The sequence below is a fragment of the Pseudomonas sp. GW821-FHT04D07 genome (genome assembly GCF_059420225.1).
The window spans coordinates 252,925-271,951 of sequence record NZ_JBWKTH010000003.1; the positions used below are offsets into that span (position 1 = coordinate 252,925).

Annotated in this window: 16 protein-coding genes; 8 read left to right on the top strand and 8 right to left on the bottom strand. The window is 60.1% G+C overall.

What is annotated here, in order from left to right; translation table 11 throughout:
- Positions 1 to 4 precede the first annotated feature (4 nt).
- Both AC07T0_RS07115 and AC07T0_RS07120 read right to left on the bottom strand, forming a co-directional pair.
- Complete coding sequence (locus tag AC07T0_RS07115; protein WP_495000484.1) at positions 5 to 817, bottom strand: polysaccharide deacetylase family protein; 813 nt, start codon at positions 815 to 817, stop codon at positions 5 to 7.
- A gap of 264 nt (positions 818 to 1,081) precedes the next feature.
- Positions 1,082 to 1,507 carry a potassium channel family protein gene (locus tag AC07T0_RS07120; RefSeq protein WP_495000485.1) on the bottom strand — a complete coding sequence of 142 codons (426 nt, stop codon included), beginning with the start codon at positions 1,505 to 1,507 and terminating at the stop codon, positions 1,082 to 1,084.
- A 291-nt stretch (positions 1,508 to 1,798) separates the two neighbouring features.
- Between AC07T0_RS07120 and AC07T0_RS07125 the strand changes: the two genes are divergently transcribed.
- From AC07T0_RS07125 to AC07T0_RS07145, 5 genes are all read left to right on the top strand, one after another.
- Positions 1,799 to 2,518, top strand: coding sequence for an ABC transporter ATP-binding protein (locus AC07T0_RS07125; protein WP_495000486.1), 720 nt, complete (start codon positions 1,799 to 1,801; stop codon positions 2,516 to 2,518).
- Positions 2,515 to 3,402, top strand: a complete 888-nt coding sequence (locus tag AC07T0_RS07130; protein WP_495000487.1) for an efflux RND transporter periplasmic adaptor subunit — start codon at positions 2,515 to 2,517, stop codon at positions 3,400 to 3,402. Before AC07T0_RS07125 ends, AC07T0_RS07130 begins: the two co-directional genes overlap by 4 nt.
- The gene (locus tag AC07T0_RS07135) at positions 3,402 to 4,895 is read left to right on the top strand and encodes an efflux transporter outer membrane subunit (protein ID WP_495000488.1); all 1,494 of its coding nucleotides are present in this window, start codon (positions 3,402 to 3,404) and stop codon (positions 4,893 to 4,895) included. The genes AC07T0_RS07130 and AC07T0_RS07135 overlap by 1 nt, the downstream gene beginning before the upstream one ends.
- Complete coding sequence (locus tag AC07T0_RS07140; RefSeq protein WP_495000489.1) at positions 4,853 to 6,034, top strand: ABC transporter permease; 1,182 nt, start codon at positions 4,853 to 4,855, stop codon at positions 6,032 to 6,034. The genes AC07T0_RS07135 and AC07T0_RS07140 overlap by 43 nt, the downstream gene beginning before the upstream one ends.
- A 122-nt stretch (positions 6,035 to 6,156) precedes the next feature.
- The gene (locus AC07T0_RS07145; RefSeq protein WP_495000490.1) at positions 6,157 to 7,515 is read left to right on the top strand and encodes an MBL fold metallo-hydrolase RNA specificity domain-containing protein; all 1,359 of its coding nucleotides are present in this window, start codon (positions 6,157 to 6,159) and stop codon (positions 7,513 to 7,515) included.
- Between the two features lie 31 nt (positions 7,516 to 7,546).
- Here the strand turns inward: AC07T0_RS07145 and AC07T0_RS07150 are convergent, their stop codons facing one another.
- The 5 genes from AC07T0_RS07150 to AC07T0_RS07170 all read right to left on the bottom strand — a co-directional run bounded on the left by AC07T0_RS07150 (position 7,547) and on the right by AC07T0_RS07170 (position 12,411).
- Positions 7,547 to 8,551, bottom strand: a complete 1,005-nt coding sequence (locus AC07T0_RS07150; RefSeq protein ID WP_495000491.1) for a zinc-dependent alcohol dehydrogenase family protein — start codon at positions 8,549 to 8,551, stop codon at positions 7,547 to 7,549.
- A 126-nt stretch (positions 8,552 to 8,677) separates the two neighbouring features.
- Entirely contained in the window at positions 8,678 to 10,594 is a 1,917-nt protein-coding gene (ftsH, locus tag AC07T0_RS07155) for an ATP-dependent zinc metalloprotease FtsH (RefSeq protein WP_495000492.1), read from the bottom strand.
- 199 nt (positions 10,595 to 10,793) lie between these two features.
- Positions 10,794 to 11,504, bottom strand: a complete 711-nt coding sequence (locus AC07T0_RS07160; protein WP_495000493.1) for an SDR family NAD(P)-dependent oxidoreductase — start codon at positions 11,502 to 11,504, stop codon at positions 10,794 to 10,796.
- A 44-nt stretch (positions 11,505 to 11,548) separates the two neighbouring features.
- On the bottom strand, positions 11,549 to 12,199 hold the full coding sequence (locus tag AC07T0_RS07165) for a DsbA family oxidoreductase (protein ID WP_495000494.1): 651 nt from the start codon (positions 12,197 to 12,199) through the stop codon (positions 11,549 to 11,551).
- Complete coding sequence (locus AC07T0_RS07170; RefSeq protein ID WP_248745806.1) at positions 12,196 to 12,411, bottom strand: tautomerase family protein; 216 nt, start codon at positions 12,409 to 12,411, stop codon at positions 12,196 to 12,198. Before AC07T0_RS07170 ends, AC07T0_RS07165 begins: the two co-directional genes overlap by 4 nt.
- A 293-nt stretch (positions 12,412 to 12,704) precedes the next feature.
- On the opposite strand from AC07T0_RS07170, the gene AC07T0_RS07175 reads away from it, so the two are divergent.
- The 3 genes from AC07T0_RS07175 (at position 12,705) to AC07T0_RS07185 (ending at position 16,473) form a co-directional block, all read left to right on the top strand.
- Positions 12,705 to 14,594 carry a sensor histidine kinase gene (locus AC07T0_RS07175; RefSeq protein WP_495000495.1) on the top strand — a complete coding sequence of 630 codons (1,890 nt, stop codon included), beginning with the start codon at positions 12,705 to 12,707 and terminating at the stop codon, positions 14,592 to 14,594.
- 191 nt (positions 14,595 to 14,785) lie between these two features.
- Positions 14,786 to 16,024: a porin gene (locus tag AC07T0_RS07180; protein ID WP_495000496.1), complete on the top strand. Its 1,239-nt coding sequence runs from the start codon at positions 14,786 to 14,788 to the stop codon at positions 16,022 to 16,024.
- A gap of 11 nt (positions 16,025 to 16,035) precedes the next feature.
- Positions 16,036 to 16,473: a type 2 periplasmic-binding domain-containing protein gene (locus AC07T0_RS07185; protein ID WP_495000497.1), complete on the top strand. Its 438-nt coding sequence runs from the start codon at positions 16,036 to 16,038 to the stop codon at positions 16,471 to 16,473.
- 4 nt (positions 16,474 to 16,477) lie between these two features.
- On the opposite strand, the gene AC07T0_RS07190 is transcribed toward AC07T0_RS07185, so the two are convergent.
- Complete coding sequence (locus AC07T0_RS07190) at positions 16,478 to 18,850, bottom strand: bifunctional diguanylate cyclase/phosphodiesterase (protein WP_495000498.1); 2,373 nt, start codon at positions 18,848 to 18,850, stop codon at positions 16,478 to 16,480.
- Between the last annotated feature and the right edge of the window lie 177 nt (positions 18,851 to 19,027).

Below are 19,027 nucleotides of genomic sequence, written 5' to 3' on the forward strand. Positions count from 1 at the left end.
AGGGTCATTGCCGGTTCTCCGTTGCGGGCATCGGCAGCGAGTCCGGTTCGCCGAGCAGGTGCGCGAATGCGTGGGCGCCATAAGCATCGATCATCAGGAAGCGCGGCAGTGCCAGTAGCGGTGCGTGCCGGTCCGCCTTGCGGGCATCGAGGGTGAAGGCCGCGACGTAGTGCTCCTCGGCGGCGAGGGCGAGCAACTCGTCGTCGTAGATGCCGTAGGGCCAGGCGAGCATGTCAATATGCGCGCCCGTTTGTGCTTCGAGACGGCGACGTGAATTGTCCAGTTGTGTGCGGACGAACTGCTGGAAATCCGCAGGGGTACGCTGTCTGCGCTCGACCTTGAAGTTGGGGTGCCAGTAGGTATGCGATTGGATGTCGAACAGCCCGGTCTGTTTCAACGTTCGCAATTGCTCCCAGGTCAGTGCATAGGAGGCGTTCGAGATCGCCGATGGATAGATGAACAGCGTGATCGGAAATTGATCGCGCAGCACAATGGGCAGCAGCTTCTCGAATACCGAACGATGCCCGTCGTCCACGGTGATCACCACCGGTTTGTCCGGTAACCTCGCATTGGAATCGCGCAACCAGTCGATGACCTCACGCAGCGGTACGATGTGGTAACCATGCTCGTGGAGGACGCGTAACTGGGTCTCGAAGGTGCGCATGCGCACTGTCATCGAGTCGTCCGCAGTCTCCGAAAAGCGGTGGTAAACGAGGATCGCGACGTGGGGCTCGGTAGTGGGCGTGGAGCCATCCGCACCCCAGGCAAATCCGCAGAGACTGGCCAGTACCACAGACAGCATGAATTTTGCGCACATGCCAGTGCTCCTGCGCGAGTCCTTGTCACTCGCGTTATCCGCCTCGCGACAGCGCGGCGTATCCAGTGTGTGTCGTCTATGGCTGCGGCCATATGATGCAAATCAAATCCGTGCCACAGGGAACGCTCCGGAGTGCTGATTTGATCTACCTCAAGGTTAGTTCATCGTTGATGGGCGACGGTGTAAAGCGACGGTTACTAGCAAATGCGTTGAGCGATCAAACCTGACTTTTTCATCTCCAGAGCCTGACAGTGGCCTCGAGGGTTATTTGTTCTTCCAGTATTTCTGCATTTCGAGAAACAGAAACGAGGCCGTCCAGGAAATCAGCACCAGGCCGGTCAATCCCTGCAACCCGGTCAGGTACTTGAGGTGGCCGACGGGGGAAATGTCGCCGAAGCCGATCGTGGTGTAAGTGGTGAAGGAGAAGTACACGCAGTCCATGAACGAACCATCGAACGGGCCCACCAGGCTTCCCCATTTGCCGGAACTGACCATCAGGTAATAGACCAGCGCGAAGCACCAGACTTCTGCCGCGTGGGCCACCAGCGCACCGAATACCCCGACGACCAGCCTGAAACGATTCCAGAGTTTGAGTCGGGGCAGCCAGTCGTTCAACCGTAACAGGCATTCGTAGTGGATCACCACGACGACGATGACGACCAGTGTATTGATCAGGGTGACCGCCAGCATGGCCGACCTCCAGCAATAGAGGAAAAATGATCGCCTACCGTCCTCACGCCTGGTATCGATCAGTACTTTCTACGCTTGGGCATCGAAAAATAATTGAGCTAAATCAACAGTGCCTTTGGCCGGTCGATAGATGGCCATTTGTTGATAAAGATCAGGGGCCGTTGGCAAGGGCGCCAGATACTTGCAACACCCCCTGAAATCCGTGGAAGCGTTCTGTCGCAACCGATGCATCCAAGGCTGGCAAACACCGCGTAGCCATTCCATACCAGGCCATGTTGGGCAGGAGAGATAATGAGTACGGAATCAGCCGCTTCTGTAACGCATCCGGCGATCGTTTCAAACGGCCTGAGCAAGTGGTTTGGCGAAGGTAGTGCGCGCATGCAGGCGGTCGACCAGGTGGCACTGGTCGCCGGGTTTGGCGAAATGGTGTTTATTGTCGGTCCTTCCGGCAGTGGCAAGACCACCTTATTAAGCATGATCTCCGGCATCCTGCGCCCCGACTCCGGTACGGTGATGATCAACGGACAAGATATCTGGAGCCTGGACACCGACCAGTTGGCCGAGCTGCGCCTGAATAATATTGGCTTCGTGTTTCAGGACTATCACCTCTTCGCACGCTTGACCGCCGCCGAGAATGTCGCGATTCCGCTGATTCTTCAGCACCACGACTGGGACGATGCGATCGCCCGGGCCAGACAAAGCCTGGAAGTAGTCGGTCTCAAGGACCGCGGGGATATTCTGCCGGTCAAGCTTTCCGGCGGCGAACAACAGCGCGTGGCCATTGCCCGGGCGATTGTTGGTGGACCGCAGATCCTGATCCTCGACGAGCCGACCGCCTCCCTCGATGGCGATACCGGGAAAATGATCATCGCCTTCGTCAAGACCCAAATCCTCAATCAGCAGCGCTGCATTCTGATCGTCACCCACGATGCGCGGATCAACGAGTACGCTGATCGCATCATTCATATGGAAGACGGGCGTATCACCGAACTTGAACGGGTCGCCTCATGAAAAATCGCCTGCTGTTCAGCCTGGCGGTGGTCGGTGTCCTGGCCGGTTTGGTGGCCGCTTATTTGTTTGGACGCGTACCGCGGACGCCACCGCCGGTCTTCGCCCCGGCGAGCAGCCCCTATGAGACCGCGATTTTTGCCAACGGCATTATCGAGAGCGAACAGTCCGGTGGCTCCGATATCGTGATTTATCCGCAGGTGGCCGGGCCGGTGACGCAACTACTGGTGCACGAGGGGCAGAAAGTGACCCAGGGAATGCCCTTGGTTACCCTCGACGACGCGGTGCCCAAGGCCAATTTCGAATTGGCGCAGGCCAATCTGGCCACTGCCCGGGACCAGTACAACAAGCGCCTGGCCTCCTACAGCCTGGACCCCAAGTCCATCAGCAAGGATACGCTCGATACCGCCAGAGATACGGCTGCTCAGGCCCAGGCGGCGTTGAAGGCCGCGGCGGCGACGTTGGCACAGTATGCAATCAAGGCGCCGGCGGATGGGGTGGTGTTGGCCATCAACAGTACCGTCGGCAGCTATGTGTCGTCCCAGGGCGCCTATGACGCCTACACCCAGGGCTTCAGTCCGCTGCTGGTCATGAGCTCCGCGCAGGATCACCTGGCCGTGCGCTGTTACGTCGACGAGATCCTGATTGCCCGCTTGCCGGCCCCCGAACACATCCACGCGCAGATGCAGATTCATGGCACGGATATCAAGGTGCCGCTGGAGTTCGTGCGGGTGCAACCCTACGTGTCGCCAAAAATCGAGTTGTCCGATCAGCGCCAGGAGAAAGTCGACCTGAGGGTACTGCCGGTGATTTTCCGCTTTGAGAAAAAAGACCTCCCGATGGTCTATCCGGGGCAGCTGGTGGATGTTTTCATAGGGCAGAAATAATGGGCCGACCACGCGTACTTCGCCTGACATGGCCCTGTGGCCGTTGGTTGATCCCTGGTCTGTTGACGCTGGTCAGCGCTTGCACGCTCGGTCCAGATTTCTCGCGCCCGGCAGCCCCATCGCAGGCGGCTTACCTGCGCGACCCGGTCGTTCGCACCGTGGCCGCGCAGGGGCAGGTGCAGCGCTTTTTGCCGGGGGCCGAGGTCACGCCTGACTGGTGGCGACTGTTCCAGTCGGCGTCGCTGGATGCGGTGGTACGCCAGGCGATTGCCAACAACCTGACCCTGCAGGCGGCCGAGGCCAGCTTGCGGCAAAGCCAGGATACCCTCATGGCCGGCTATGGGGTTTTCTACCCGCACCTCGATGCTCATGCAGGCGCTGACCGCGAACGCAGTGCACCCATCCAGCAAGGACAGGGTACGGCGGGGTCGATCTTCAATGTCCTGACCTTGAGTGGCACGATCAGCTACACCCTGGATATCTTCGGCGGCGCACGTCGCAGCGTGGAAGGCCTGCAGGCCCAGGTCGATCATCAGACCTGGCTAAGCCATGCGGCTTACCTCACCTTGACCGCCAATGTCGTCAATACCGCCATCGCCCGTGCCGCTTATGCCGCGCAGATCCAGGCCACCGAACAACTGATTGAACTGCAAAAACAACAGTTGCAAACCACGCAGGTGCAGGTGCGCAGCGGTACCACAGCCTATTCGGCGATCCTGAGCTTGCAAAGCCTGATCGCCAGCAACGAGGCGTTGTTGCCGGCCCTGAAACAGAAAATCAGCCAGGCCGAGCATCTGCTGGCCACTCTGGAAGGCGTGGTGCCCGCTGAAGTCAAACTCCCGGACATCCAGTTGAGAGGATTGTCGTTGCCCAAGGATCTGCCGCTCAGCTTGCCGTCGGAACTGGTTCGCCAGCGCCCGGACATTCTCTCTGCCGAAGCACAACTGCACCAGGCCAGCGCCACCATCGGCGTGGCAACGGCGGCGATGTTTCCCAGCTTCAGCCTGACCGGTACCTATGGCGCCGCCGGATCGAGCTCGGGATCACTGTTCGCCGGTGCGGGGCGTTTCTGGAGTGTCGGGCCTTCGGTCGATATCCCGCTGTTTCAAGGTGGCAGCCTGTGGTTTGGGCGTAAAGCCGCGATCGATGCCTATCAGCAGGCTGCGGCGAATTATCGGCAAGTGGTACTGGAGTCTTTCGCCCAGGTCGCCGATACCCTCAAGGCGTTGGAGTTCGATGCCCAGGCCTTGCAAAAACAGGCCGAAGCCCAGGACGCCGCCGAACAAGCCTTGCGGTTGGTGCAAGCCAACTATCGCTCGGGCCTGGTGACCTATCTGGACCTGCTGGCCGCCGATGTGCAGCTGCATCAGGTCAATATCGCCTATCTGCAAGCGCTGGCCCAACGTCACCAGGACACTGTCGGCCTGTTCGTTGCCCTGGGTGGCGGTTGGTGGAACAGTCCGGCGGCTGCCGCCAGTGGGCCGACCCGATGAAGTACACGGGTATTCTGCGCATAGGCTTCAAGCTGCTGGTCAATGATCGCTCCAAGTTCTCCGCGCTACTGGTCGGGATTACCTTTTCGGTGTTCCTGATGATGCAGATGACTGCGATGTTTGCCGGGATCCTCAATCGCGCCTACTCGACGGTGACCAACGTCGGGGCGGCGATGTGGATAATGGACCCTGCGGTGAACACCCCGACCAGCGTTATCCCTTTGCCTGATTACCTGCTCGATGCGGTGCGCAGCATGGACCAGGTTCGCTATGCCGTGCCGATTTTCATTGGCGGTGCCCAGGTCCGGCTGGCCAGCGGCACTTACCAGTCGGTCAGTGTGATCGGCCTGGACGACACCAGCCTGTTCGGCCGGCCGCAGCTGGAGCAGGGCGCTATCGAGGATATCTACGCCGAAAACGCCTTTATCATGGTCCACGATGCCGAGTTTTCGAAGCTGGAGAACCCCGGCATAGGCACCTCCTTTGAACTCAATGACCATCGCGGCAGCATCGTTGGCATTGCCAAGGTACTCACCAGTGGCCTGACCGGGATACCGACCCTCTACACCACCTACAGTCGCGCCATCGAATACCTGCCAACCACCCGATTCACCATCTCCTATATCCTCTTGGAACCCAGGAGCGAAGCGGCCGTGAGCCTGATCAAACAACAGGTTTCGAAGCTGGGCTATATCGCCCTGACCAAGAACGAGTTCAACCAACGTATCGCCAATTACTACATCTACCAGACCGGGGTCGGTACCAACATCCTGATGATGACGATCATCAGTTTTCTGGTCGGGTTGTCGATTTCCGGGCAGACCTTCTACACCTTCATCCTGGAAAACCTGGACAAGTTCGCGGCGCTCAAGGCGATTGGTGCCAAGAGCCGTGAGCTGATCTACATGATCCTGTTCATGGCCACCTTCACGGCGATGACCGGCTATGGGCTGGGCATCGGCCTGGTCACGCTGATGATCTCCGTGGCGCGCTCCAATCTGCCGAACTATGCGGCCATCATCACGTTCTGGAATCTCGGGCTGGCCTTCGCTCTGGTGCTGTTGATCGCCGGGGTATCCAGTTATGTGGGCGTACGCAAGGTCCTGAAAATCGAACCCTTCGATATTTTCAGGGGGTGATGGGCGGGCTTGTTGAGCTCATCAGGCGGGTAGGGAAGTCATTCCCATTGATAATGGTCAACAGTCTTTACCTGCAAAGGGAGGATGAATAGAACACTTAAACTGTGTTCAAAGAGACGACCATGCGAATGACATTTCTCGGTGCGGCGGGTACGGTCACAGGCAGCAAGTATCTGCTGGAGCACCACGACAAACATGTGCTGATCGATTGCGGCTTGTTCCAGGGCTACAAGCAGTTGCGCTTGCACAACTGGGATGCATTCGGGCTGCCGGTTCACCAGCTTGACGCCATTGTGCTGACCCACGCTCATCTGGATCACAGTGGCTACCTGCCGGTGCTGGTGCGCCACGGATATCGCGGCCCGGTCTATGCCACGGCCGCGACCTGCGAATTGCTGAAGGTCCTGCTGCTGGACAGTGGTCGTTTGCAGGAAGAAGAAGCCGAGTTCGCCAATCGCCATGGTTTTTCCAAGCATAATCCGGCATTGCCGTTGTACACCGAACAGGATGCCCAGCAGGCGCTGAAGCTGTTGCGGCCACTGGCATTGCACCACAAGGTCGAGATCCTCCCGCAGTTGAGCCTGCAGTTGCGCGGTGCCGGGCATATCCTGGGGGCCGCCACGGTGGAAATCGTTGCCGATGGCGTGACCCTGGTGTGCTCGGGTGACCTCGGGCGACCAAACGATCCGCTGATGTTCGCGCCGGAAACCATCGAACAAGCGGACTATCTGCTGGTGGAGTCGACTTATGGCGATCGGAAACACCCTGTCGAATGCCCGGAAGAAAAATTGGCCCAGGTCATTACCCGCACCGCGCTGCGCCACGGCATCACCCTGGTGCCGTCGTTCGCGGTCGGGCGTGCACAGTTGCTGATGTATCACCTGTATCGGTTGAAACAGCAGCATGCGATCCCTGACTTGCCCATCTATCTCAACAGCCCCATGGCGACGGATGTCACGCGCCTGTATGAGCGCTTTCGCGATGAGCACCGCTTGTCAGCGGAGGAATGCCGGGGCATGTGCGAAGGCACGCACTTTGTGCGCTCGACCCAGGAGTCCATCGATCTCGATCAGCAACGGACCCCGGCGGTGATCATTGCCGCCAGTGGCATGGCCACCGGCGGGCGGGTGCTGTACCACCTCAAGATGCTGGCGCCGAACCCGCTCAACACCTTGTTGATACCAGGCTTCCAGGCCGGCGGCACAAGGGGGGCGCATATTGTCGCCGGCGCGCCTGCGGTGCGTATCCACGGCCAGGATGTGCCGATCCGCGCCGAGGTGGTGCCGATGGATAGTTTGTCCGCGCACGCCGATGCCGATGAAATCATCCAATGGTTGCGTGGCTTCAAACGGCCACCCAAGCACACCTACGTGGTACACGGCGAACCGAATGCCTCGGATGTACTGCGCCAGCGCATCAGTCAGGAGCTGGGTTGGTCGGTGTCGGTGTCGGAGTACCGGGACAGCGTCGAACTCAACTGACTCCATCACAAGGGCAATGGCACCCTGGCGATCAATCGGGCTCGATTGCTGGCCAGGGGACCAGCACGATTGCCCCCTTGACCGCTCCGGCCCTCAGTAACGCCAGCGCCTGGTTGGCTTCGGCCAGGGGAAACACCGTGACGTCGCAATGGATCGGGGTGTGCTCGATTTCGTCGAAAAACGCCGTGCCGTCGTCACGGGTGAGATTGGCCACCGAACGCAGGCAACGTTCGCCCCACAGCAACTGATAGGGAAAGCTCGGTATATCGCTCATATGAATACCGGCACAGATCACGCAACCGCCCCGCACGGTGGACGCCAGGGCCTGTGGCACCAGCGGGCCGACCGGGGCAAAGATCAGGCTCGCGTCCAGGAGCTGGGGCGACGGCTGGTCGGAAGGCCCCGCCCAAGTCGCGCCCAGTGTGCGTGCGTAAGCCTGGCCTTCCACATCCCCGGGGCGGGTAAAGGCATAGACCTGCTGGCCCCGGCCGAGCGCCACCTGGATCGCCAGATGGGCCGCCGCGCCGAAACCGTAGAGACCCAGGTGCTGCGCCGGGCCGGCCAGGCGCAGGGCGCGAAAGCCAATCAAGCCGGCGCAGAGCAGGGGGGCTGCCTCAGTAGCGCTCATGCCTTCGGGTAGGGCAAAGCAGAAGCGCGCATCGGCCACGGTGTATTGCGCATAGCCGCCGTCCAGGTGACAACCGGTGAAGCGGGCCTGCCCACAGAGATTTTCCCGGCCCGAGCGGCAGAATTCGCATTCCCCACACGTCCAGCCCAGCCAGGGCACGCCGACCCGACGGCCGATCCAGCTGACCGCGACAGCGTCGCCGACGGCAACCACTTCACCGACGATTTCATGCCCGGGCACTCGCGGCAGTACCGCCTGGGGCAATTCACCGTCAAGCAGGTGCAGGTCGGTGCGGCACACGCCGCAAGCCAATACCTTGATCAGCAACTGCCCGCCGGCCGGATGCGGAACCTGCCGTTCCTCCGATTGCAGCGGCTGGCCGGGGGAATGCAGAACCATGACATGCATGACGATTCTCCATAAGCAGTGGTCTTGAGGCCGCCCCGATTCATCAAGGCCGACGCGCGACTCGGCACTGATTTCGACTACCTGCCTGATGATGTCGGTCGCGCCCGACGAGCCTGGCTGGAGAAATCACAGGTGCTCAATACCCGCTCGCTGGTGCAACTCGGGGATTATCTTCGTAGCGTCCGCGGCAACGCCCGGGAGGCTGGCGGGGGCGATAACGTGGCGCAACTCGGTGTTGAGGGGCGCCAAGGGCATCAAGGCGGGGAACTCTTCCGGTGTGAGCGTCTCCTTTTCCATCAGCAGCTTGGCACCGTTATCCAGGTCGACGCGCCGCTGGTTGAGTAGGGTCTTGGCCCGTTCGTAGGCTTCGGCGAGCAAGGCGCGAATTCCCAGGTCGATTTCCCGGGCGGTCTGTTCCGAGTAGTCTTTTTCGCCCATGCCAGGCAGACGCTCGCCCAGATAAGTGGGCGACTGCCGTTCCAGTACCGACTGGCCGAGCTCGGCGCTCATGCCGAAGCGGGTAATCAACTGCCGGGCGATATCGGTGGCGCGCGCCAGATCGTCGGCCGCGCCGGTGGAGATCTGGCCGTAGACGGTGTATTCGGCCGCGCGTCCGGCCATGAGAACCACCATCCGATCCTTGAGCATCTGGCAACTGATCAGGAAGTGATCCTCGGTCGGTCGCTGCAAGGTGTAGCCCAACGACCCGGCTGCCCGGGGAATGATTGACACTTTGTGCACCGGATCCATCCCGGGCAGCGTCGCGGCAGCCAGGGCATGCCCCATCTCGTGATAGGCCACGATCAGGCGTTCTTCGGGATGCAGCAGGCTGCTTTTGTGTTCCAGGCCGACGACGATGCGTTCTACCGCGTTGGTGAAGTCTTGCAGGTTGACGCTCAAGCCTGCGCGGCGGGTGGCGACGATGGCGGCTTCATTGACCAGGTTGGCCAGGTCGGCCCCGCTGAAACCGGTGGTGATATCGGCAATCCGTTCGGCGTCCGTACTGGGGTCCAGGGTGATTTTATGCAAGTGGACCTTGAGAATGGCCAGGCGTCCCTTGCGGTCGGGACGGTCGATCAGGATCTGTCGATCAAAGCGCCCGGCGCGCAGCAGGGCCGGATCAAGGATCTCCGGTCGATTGGTGGCCGCCAACAGGACCACCCCTTCGCGGGGATCAAAGCCATCCAGCTCCGCCAATAGCTGATTGAGGGTCTGTTCTTTTTCATCGTTGCCACCCAGGGCTCCGACACCGCGGGCCTTGCCCAATGCATCCAGTTCGTCGATGAAAATAATGCACGGAGCGGCCTGCCGCGCTTGCTCGAACAGATCACGGACACGGGCAGCCCCCACGCCAACGAACATCTCGACGAATTCGGAACCCGAGATGGAAAAGAACGGCACACCGGCTTCGCCGGCAATCGCCTTGGCCGCCAACGTCTTGCCGGTTCCCGGAGGACCGACCAGCAGCGTGCCTTTCGGAATATGCGCGCCCAGGCGCGAGTATTGTTCCTTGTCCTTGAGGAAAGAGACGATTTCCACCAGTTCGGCCTTGGCCTCGTCGATGCCGGCGACATCGGCAAAGGTCACCCCGGTATCGCGTTGGACAAAAATCTTGGCCCGTGACTTGCCGACATTCATCATTCCGCCGAGGCCCTGTTTCTCAGCCATGCCGCGGAACAGGAAATGCCAGACCACCATGATCATGACAAAAGGCAGCAGCCAGCCAATCAAGCCCGTGAGCAGGGTGTTTTCGTTAACGCCAGAGAAGTTGGCATTGGACTGTGCCAGTTCGGTCGCCAGCGCGGGATCAACGCGTACCGTAGTGAACCGGTCATGGCCATTGATGGGCTCTTGCAACTTGCCGCTGATCTGATCCTTTTCGACCTGCAAGTCACTGACTTTGTGCGCGTCCAGCAGTTGGAGGAACTGGCTGTAGGGCAGGTTTTCCACAGTGTGTTGTCCACTGAGGAACATCTGCAACGCGGCAAACACGAGTAAGGCAATAAAAAAATACGACAGGTTCCATTGATGAGTCTTTTTCATGACCTTGGCCCTGGGCGGAAGAGAGGAGAGGGCGGTGTTTTCAAACCCGGCTATCTGTTGTCGAAATCGTAGTTCATGACAGATCGCAACAGGCCGGCCACCCTCTGTTTTTTACGCTTTGGGGCCGAGAAATCATTGAGTTATATCAACAATGCCCGGATCTGTGGTCCACGAGGGGGCGTCTTCTCAGCTGAATTCCTTAGTGCCCGGCGCTCTGTCCACCATCCACATGCAGGATCTCACCAGTCACAAACCCGGCGGACTCCAGATAGACAATCGCCTGGACGATATCGCTGATTTCCCCCATCCGCCCAACGGGATGCAAGCGTCCCAGCGCCTCATGGGTTTCTTGCGCATGCATCGGCGTCTTGATAATCCCGGGGCTGACCGCATTGACCCGAATCCCACGCTTGGCGTACTCGATGGCCAGGGATTTGGTCGCCGAGTTGAGCCCACCCTTGGTCAGCGAGGCGAGTACCGATGGCACACCTTCAATCGCATGATCCACCAGGCTGGTGGTGACGTTGACGATATGGCCCTGGCCTTGCTTCTCCATCTCGCTAATCGCCAACTGGCTGATGTAGAAGAAACCGTTCAGGTTCACCGCCAGCACGTTGGCGTAGTCTTCGTGGGTGTAGGCGGTGAACGGTTTGGCAAGGAAGATCCCCGCGTTGTTGATCAGGCTGTCGATGCGACCAAAGCGGGCGACACCTTCACGGATCACACGCTCGGCGGTGGCCGGGTCGGCGATGTCGCCGGCGACGGTGAGGACGTCCGGATCAGTGGACGGCTTGACCGAGCGGGCAGTGGCGACCACCCGGTAGTCGAGGTCACGGAAGGCCTTGACCAGCGCAGCACCGATACCTTGGGACGCGCCGGTAATGACAACGACTTTTTTTACATTGCTCATGATAGAACCTCTATAGACAGATAAATGGGGTAGGGCGTGATCAATCAAGCGGCGGTAGACGATATTTCCCGCAGCATCTGTTCGTAGTACTCGACCGATTGCGAACCGGAGACCAGGTGGCGGTCGTTAAGGATCATGGCCGGCACCGAGTTGATGCCGCGTGCGCGGTAGAACGCTTCCAGTTCACGGACCTCGTCGGCAAACGCGCCAGAGGACAGCACGTCACGGGCACCCTCGGCGTCCAATCCCGCGTCAGTCGCCAGGCGCACCAGGGTTTTGCGGTCGCTCGGGTTCTGACCTTCGCTGAAATAAGCGCGCAGCAACGCTCGCTTCAGTTCGATCTGCCGGCCTTCCTGCAAAGCCCAGAGCAACAGGCGGTGGGCATCGAAGGTGTTGTAGAAATGACTGCGTTTTTCCAGGTCGAACTTAAAACCGATGGCCTCACCGCGGCTCATCAACATCTGCTTGCCGGCGGCGACTTCCTCGGCGCTACGGCCGTATTTACGCATCATGTGCCGGACCGCGTGCTCGCCTTCGGCGGGCATGTCCGGGTTCAGCTCGAAGGGTTTGAAGGTCAACTCCACCGAGACTTCACCGGCCAGGTTGGCGATCGCCTGCTCCAGCGCCGTCGCGCCCAGGGCACACCAGGGGCAGACCACATCGGAGATAAAGTCGAGTTTGACCGGTGTGCTCATGATGGGTTTTGCGCCAGTTGCTTGCGGTACTGGGTGGTGCTGATACCGGCATAGCCCCAGTTATCGGTGTCGACTTCCTCGATCACGATGTGGGTCAGGTCCGGGCGTTTATTGAGGACCCGTTGCAGGGTCTCGGTGATTTCGGCAATGACCTGGGCTTTCTGCTCTGAGGTAACGCCATCGCGGGTAATGCGCACGCTGACAAAAGGCATGACAACTCTCCAGTGACCAGCCCATCGGCATGATGGGCAGGCAGTGGAGTCAATTTATTAGGTTGTTCATGATGGATAAATAGGTGTTGAAGAACATCATTAGTGATGCAGTGTAATGAGTGGGCCGCTCGTTCAGCCGATTCGTTCAACCAATTGTGATCTATAGTCCTTAGTGGATCTGTCGATAATCTCTTCGCCCGGACGCTGCAGGGAGCACCCGCTACTTCCTTGAGTCATTCACCCGGCGAATGTCCGTCAGCCTAGTAGTGTTGGTACAACGCAGGGAGCACAGCATGTCGATCCTACGACCAGACGGACTGAGGTCGGCTCCCACTATTGCCCGGTCTGCGGACGCCATTGCCCAGGCCACCCGCAGCTTGTTGCGGCGTGGGCTCGATCAGGTCAAGGAAGCCTACATCCTGTTCCCCCTGCTGGCACTTGTCCTGTTGCTGGTCATCTGGACGACCACGCTGCACCTCATCAGCAGTGAACTGGCGCGGGCGCAGCGCAGTGCGACCACCGCCAGCCTGGAGATCGGCGCCACCTACGAAGCGCAAATGTTGCGTGCCGTTCACGAAATCGATCAAACCCTCAAGTTGGTCAAATACACCTATGAGGCCGAGGGCGAGCGTAATCCACTGCCCAGGCTCAAGGAACGGGCGTTGTTGCCGCCGCCGCTGTTGTTTGACGTCAGTGTGACCCATCCGGACGGCGGGTTGGTGGCGAGCACGCGGGCCAACGAGACGCAAACGAGCGCGGACCGGGATGAGCAACAGACCCTGCAGCACAACGACACGCTGTTGATCAGCCACCCCTGGAAAAACCCGCTGACGGGAGAGTGGCGGCTGCGCTTCAGCCGACGCCTCAACGCGCCGGACGGTGGGTTCTCTGGTATCGCCCGAGTCGAGGTCGATGCGGCCTATTTCGTCAGCAGTTACGACGCCTCGAAGCTCGGCGACCAGGGCGTCCTTGGCTTGTTGGGTACCGATGGCGTTTTCCGGGTGCGCCGCACCGGGGAGTCGGTGCTGGCCGGCGACGCGGTGGATTACGCGGCGCTGGTCCCGGACACCGAGGACACCCAAGCGCTGCTGGCGACCAATACCTGGGATGGCGTGCGCCGCTACACCAGTGCCCGCCAGCTCTATGACCTGCCCCTGGCGGTGATTGTCGGGTTATCCGAGGAAGAGCAACTGGCGACGGTGACCGGGCAAGCGCATACCTACCTGTGGCGGGCCGCAGGCGGCAGTCTGCTGCTGGTGTTGCTGGTCGGCCTGCTGAGCCGGATGAGCTGGCAGCTCACGCAAAGCCGCTTGCGCACGGCTGAAGCCCAGGCCCAGTTGGTGGCTATCGCGCGCCAGGCGGGCATGGCGGAAATCGCCACCAATGTCCTGCATAACGTGGGGAACGTGCTCAATAGTGTCAATGTGTCCGCCGAAGTCATTACCCGTAAGCTGCGCACCAGCAAAGCCTTGGGCCTGAGCAAGGCGGTGCAGTTGATGAACCAGCATGCCGAGGACTTGGGCCACTTCATCTCCGTTGATGAGAAAGGCAAGCTGCTGCCGGGCTATCTGAACCAGTTGGTGGAGGCTTTGGCGGTCGAACAGAAGAGCATGGCCGACGAGCTCGAACAATTGACCACGAGCATTGATCACATCAAGGAAATCGTCGCGGCCCAGCAATCCTATGCCGGTGCCTCCAGTCTCTGCGAGGCCGTGCAGGTGCCGCAGTTGATAGAGGATGCGCTGCGGATGAATGCCAGCATTCTCACGGCTCGCCGGGTCAGCGTGGTGAAAGAGTTTGCCGAAACACCCTTGCTGCAACTGGATAAGCACCGCGTGCTGATGATCCTGGTCAACCTGATTAAAAATGCCGGCGGCGCGATGGACAATCCGTCGGATCGCCCCCCGCGAATGACGTTGCATACCGAGATGCTGCCGGAGCAAACCCTGCTCATCAGGGTAATCGACAACGGTGAGGGGATTGCAGCGGAGAACCTGACGCGGATTTTTGCCCACGGATTCACCACGCGCAAAGACGGCCACGGCTTCGGTTTGCACAGCTGCATCCTGGCGGCCATGGAGATGGGCGGCGAATTGAAGGTCCACAGCGACGGGCCGGGACAGGGGGCGATCTTCACCCTGGAGCTGCCCCTCAAGGCCTCGGCCTCGGATACGCTTGGATAACCCGGGCGTGCGGGGTTTTGTCGATTACAATTTGGCTGGTGGCACCGCAGGATTCTTTGAGCCAACGTTACAAGGAATAGAACGAATGGCCGCAGTCCTCCCTGACAACCCATCAGTCACTGTCCAAACCCGTCCCGAGCCAATGCCTGCCTGGATGCCTGCGCATCCTGCGATGCCGTCGCGTTGATCCCATGAGGCCCACATTCAATACGCTGGCCTTGGCCGTGATGACGTTATATGCCTCGACCGTCGACGCCGACGATGCCAGCTTGCCGAGCTTTTCCCTGAGCAGTTTCGGTACGGCCGGTATTGTCCACTCCAGCGAGAAAAACGCCGACTTCACCCCCAGCATCTACAAACCCAACGGTGCCGGTCACACCCGTAACTGGGATGCCGATGTCGACAGCCTGATCGGGGCCCAGGCAACGGCCAACTTTACCCCTCGGCTCTCGGCCGTGGTACAGGTCATTTCGGAGCAGCGCTACGACAACAGCTACCGCCCGAGCCTCGAATGGGCGAACTTCAAGTACCAGTTCACCCCCGACTTCAGCCTACGTGTCGGGCGCACGGTACAGCCGGCCTTCCTGCTGTCCGATAGCCGCAAGGTCGGTTATACCTTGCCATGGGTACGTCCGCCGGGAGAGGTCTATAGCCTGATCCCGGTCACCAGCACCGATGGCCTCGACCTCAGCTACCGGCAGCATTTCGGCGACCTGACCAATACCGTGCAGGGCAATGTCGGCCAGGGCGATTTCCGGATGCCCGCCAACACCGGCAGGACCTTGAGCCGGGACGCCTGGGGCATTTCCAACTTGACTGAATACGGGGACTTGACCACCCGCGTCACCTATCAGAAAACCCACTTGACCGTAGAGTCGTTCAATTCACTCTTCGATGGTTTCAGAAGCTTTGGCGAGGAGGGCAACGCTATTGCGGACCGCTATGATGTCAAGGACAAGCCCTTGGACTTCGTTGGCTTGGGGGCCATCTATGATCCAGGCAAATGGTTCGTCATGGGCGAATGGGGGCATTTCGACAGCCGTTCGGCCATAGGTACAATGAGCGCCTGGTATGTTAGCGGTGGCTACAGGATCGATGCGTTCACGCCCTATGTCACTTACGCACGCTCAAAGACGGTGAGCGAAACTTCCACTGCGGGCTTGAACACCTCGGCTTTACCGCCTGCCTTGGCGGGGGAGGCTGCTGGCCTCAACAACGCACTCAATACCCTTCTGGCATCGAGCAGTGGTCAGCAAACCCTGTCCGTCGGCATGCGCTGGGATTTTACGAAGAATATGGATGCCAAACTGCAGTACGACCACACGCGTTTAGACAGCAACGCCAGTGGTCCATTGATCAATCTCCAGCCGAGCTATGAGCCGGGAGGCTCGTTCAATCTGCTCAGCCTCGCTGTCGATTTTGTCTTCTGATGGCGCCGATTATGAGATTTCTCAAACGTGCCGGTTGCACGCTGGCGGGGTTCGCCCTGTGCCTCGGCAGCGCGTTGGTCATGGCCGATGTCGTGGTGGTGGTCGCGGCTGCCAGCCCGGTGCAGACGCTGACGCACAATCAGGTGGCGGATATCTTCCTGGGCAAGACCAATCGCTTTCCCAGCGGCAAGCAGGCTATTGCGATCGACCAGACCGAAGGCTCCGCGACCCGCGACGAGTTCTACACCACTTTCACCGGCAAATCGGCCGCGCAACTCAAGGCGCACTGGTCGAAAATCATTTTTACCGGCCGAGGCCAGCCTCCAGAAGCCCTTGCAAACAGCGCGCAAGTGAAAAAACGGATTGCCGAGAATCCCGATAGCATCGGCTATATCGAGGCCCGTGAAGTGGATAGCAGTGTCAGGGCACTGCCGCCCGACCCGCAATAAGTGTTTAGCTGGCAGGCGGCGTGTTGGTCGCCTGGCTCCGGAGCAGGACCCCGAACTGATCGGCCGGCACCGGCTTGTTGAAGTAGAACCCCTGGAATTCGTCGCAGGCGTTGTCACGCAGGAAATCGGCTTGCTCGCGGGTTTCCACGCCTTGGGCCACCACGGTCAGGCTGAGGGTTCGGCCCATTGCGATAATCGCCTCGGTCAAGGCTTTGTCTTCCGCCACGCTGGTGACGTCACGGATAAACGAGCGATCGATCTTGATCGAGTCGAGGGGGAACTGCTTGAGCGCCGAGAGCGACGAGTAGCCAATCCCGAAATCGTCGATGGCGATGCGGATTTTCAGTTTTTTCAGGCCGTTCAATACCTGCAACGCTCTTTTGACATCTTGCATGAGCAGGCTCTCGGCGATCTCCAGTTCCAGCAAGCCGGCATCCATGCCGGTCTCTGTCAGTATCGCGGCGAGATCGGTGAGCAGGTTGTCATCGACAAACTGCCGGGCCGTCAGGTTCACGGCGATCCCCAGGTGCGGCAGCCCCTGCTGTTGCCAGGCGATATTTTGCAGGCAGGCCGTCCTCAGTACCCACTTGCCTATGGGCACGATCAAGCCGGTTTCCTCGGCCACGGGAATAAATTGCATGGGCGCAATCAGCCCCAGGTCGGGGTGTTCCCAGCGCAGCAGCGCCTCCATGCCAGTGATCTGGCCGCTGCGGATATCGCGTTTGGCCTGATAGTGCAGGCGGAACTCGTTGCGTTCCAGGGCGTGGCGCAAGCCGAGTTCCAGGGTCAGCCGTTCCAGCGACTCCGCGTTCAGTTTCTCGGAGTAGAACTGGAAGTTGTTTTTACCCTGTTGCTTGGCCTGATACATGGCGATGTCGGCATGTTTGGTCAGGGTCTGTTCGTCCAGGCCGTCCTGGGCATAAAGGCTGATGCCGACGCTGGCAGTCACCCGGAACTCTTGTCCCTGAAGGTTGAAAGGCTTGGCAATCGCGGAGAGGATTTTCTGCGCGGTGGTCGCCACGTATTTGGCCTCGGACAGCTCCGGCAGCAAGACCACGAATTCGTCGCCCCCCAGGCGGGCGACGGTATCGCTGGCGCGCAGGCAGGCCTTGAGGCGAATCGCGACTTCTTGCAGCAATTGGTCGCCGGCATGGTGGCCCAATGTGTCGTTGATGTGCTTGAAACGGTCGAGGTCAAGGAACAGCACCGCCAGTTGTCGATGATAACGGCGCGCCTCGCCGATGTTCTGGCTCAGCAGTTTGCTGAACAGACTGCGATTGGGCAGCGCCGTGAGGCCATCGTGATAGGCAAGATACTCGACACGCTCGGCATAGGCGACCTTGGCTTCGGCTGCGCGCAAGCGACTTTGCGCCAGTTGCCAGTTCATGCGACTGAGCAGGCCGGCCAGGAGCACCAGCAGCAGACTGCCAGCGGCGGCTCGCCACAGGTAGGTCTGCGCTTGTCGGGTCACGCTGGCCAGGCGTTCTTCGGCGGATAGCCCGACAATCACCGCCAGGGGAAAGTCATACAGCTGGCGTACGCTGGTGTAGCGCTGCACGCCATCCCAGGCATTGGTCGAGAGCCGCGCTTCGCTGTCTTCGGTGTTTGGGGCCAGTGTCGTGTAGTCGACGGCATCGCCGGCTTGCACCGACTCTCCGGTGCGCCGTACCCGGAAGATGCCATCGGTGCCCAGGAGGCCAAGGACGCCGTGGTCGCCGAGCTTCGAGTCGTCATAGCTGCTGACGAAATAGGTCGCATCGACCTCGACCCGGGCAATGCCCGAGAACGTGCCGTTCGCTGCGTTGAGCCGGCGACTGAAGCGCAAGCGCCACTCTCCGGTCAGCGGACTTTTCCAGGGACGACTGATCGACAGCGTATCGTTGTGCCGCAGCGTCTGCTGTTCATCCGGCTCGGTGCTATTTCCGGTCTCGTTGGCACGGGTGCTCACCACCAGTTCACCGTCCGGGTTGACCACACTGACGTCAAACAACAGGGCCGGCGGCAACAGAGCCCGCTCCTTGAGCTTGGGCAGGGGATTACGCTCACCTTCGGCCTCATAGGCGTATTTGACCAGCTTGAGGGTTTGATCAATCTCGCGAACGGCACGCAACATTTGCGCTTCGTAGGTGGCGCTGATCTCCAGGCTGGCGGTGGCGGCGCTGCGTTGCGCCCGGGTCTGTTCGAGCTTGATCAGGTAGAGGGTGGCCGACCAGGTGACCAGCAAGAGGAGGGCGGCCAATAGCGGGAGCAGGATATAGGCTTCCTTGATCGGCTCGAGCCTGCGCCGAAAGAGACTGCGGCGGGTCTTGGCAAGGGTGTCAACGGGCTGGGCGATACCGGGAGTCGATCTCAGTCCATTTGTCCGTTGGATCGACATGCTGTGCTCCCTGCGTTGTAGCAACACTCTAGGCTAGCGGGTATCCGACGGGGTCGGGGCTCGAGGAGGGGAACCAATGCTCCTGGTAGCGTCTGTGCGAAAGAGATTATCAACTGACCCGGTAGGAACTATAGACTACAAACCGCGTTTGTCCCCGAGGAGTGATGACCGTGCTGG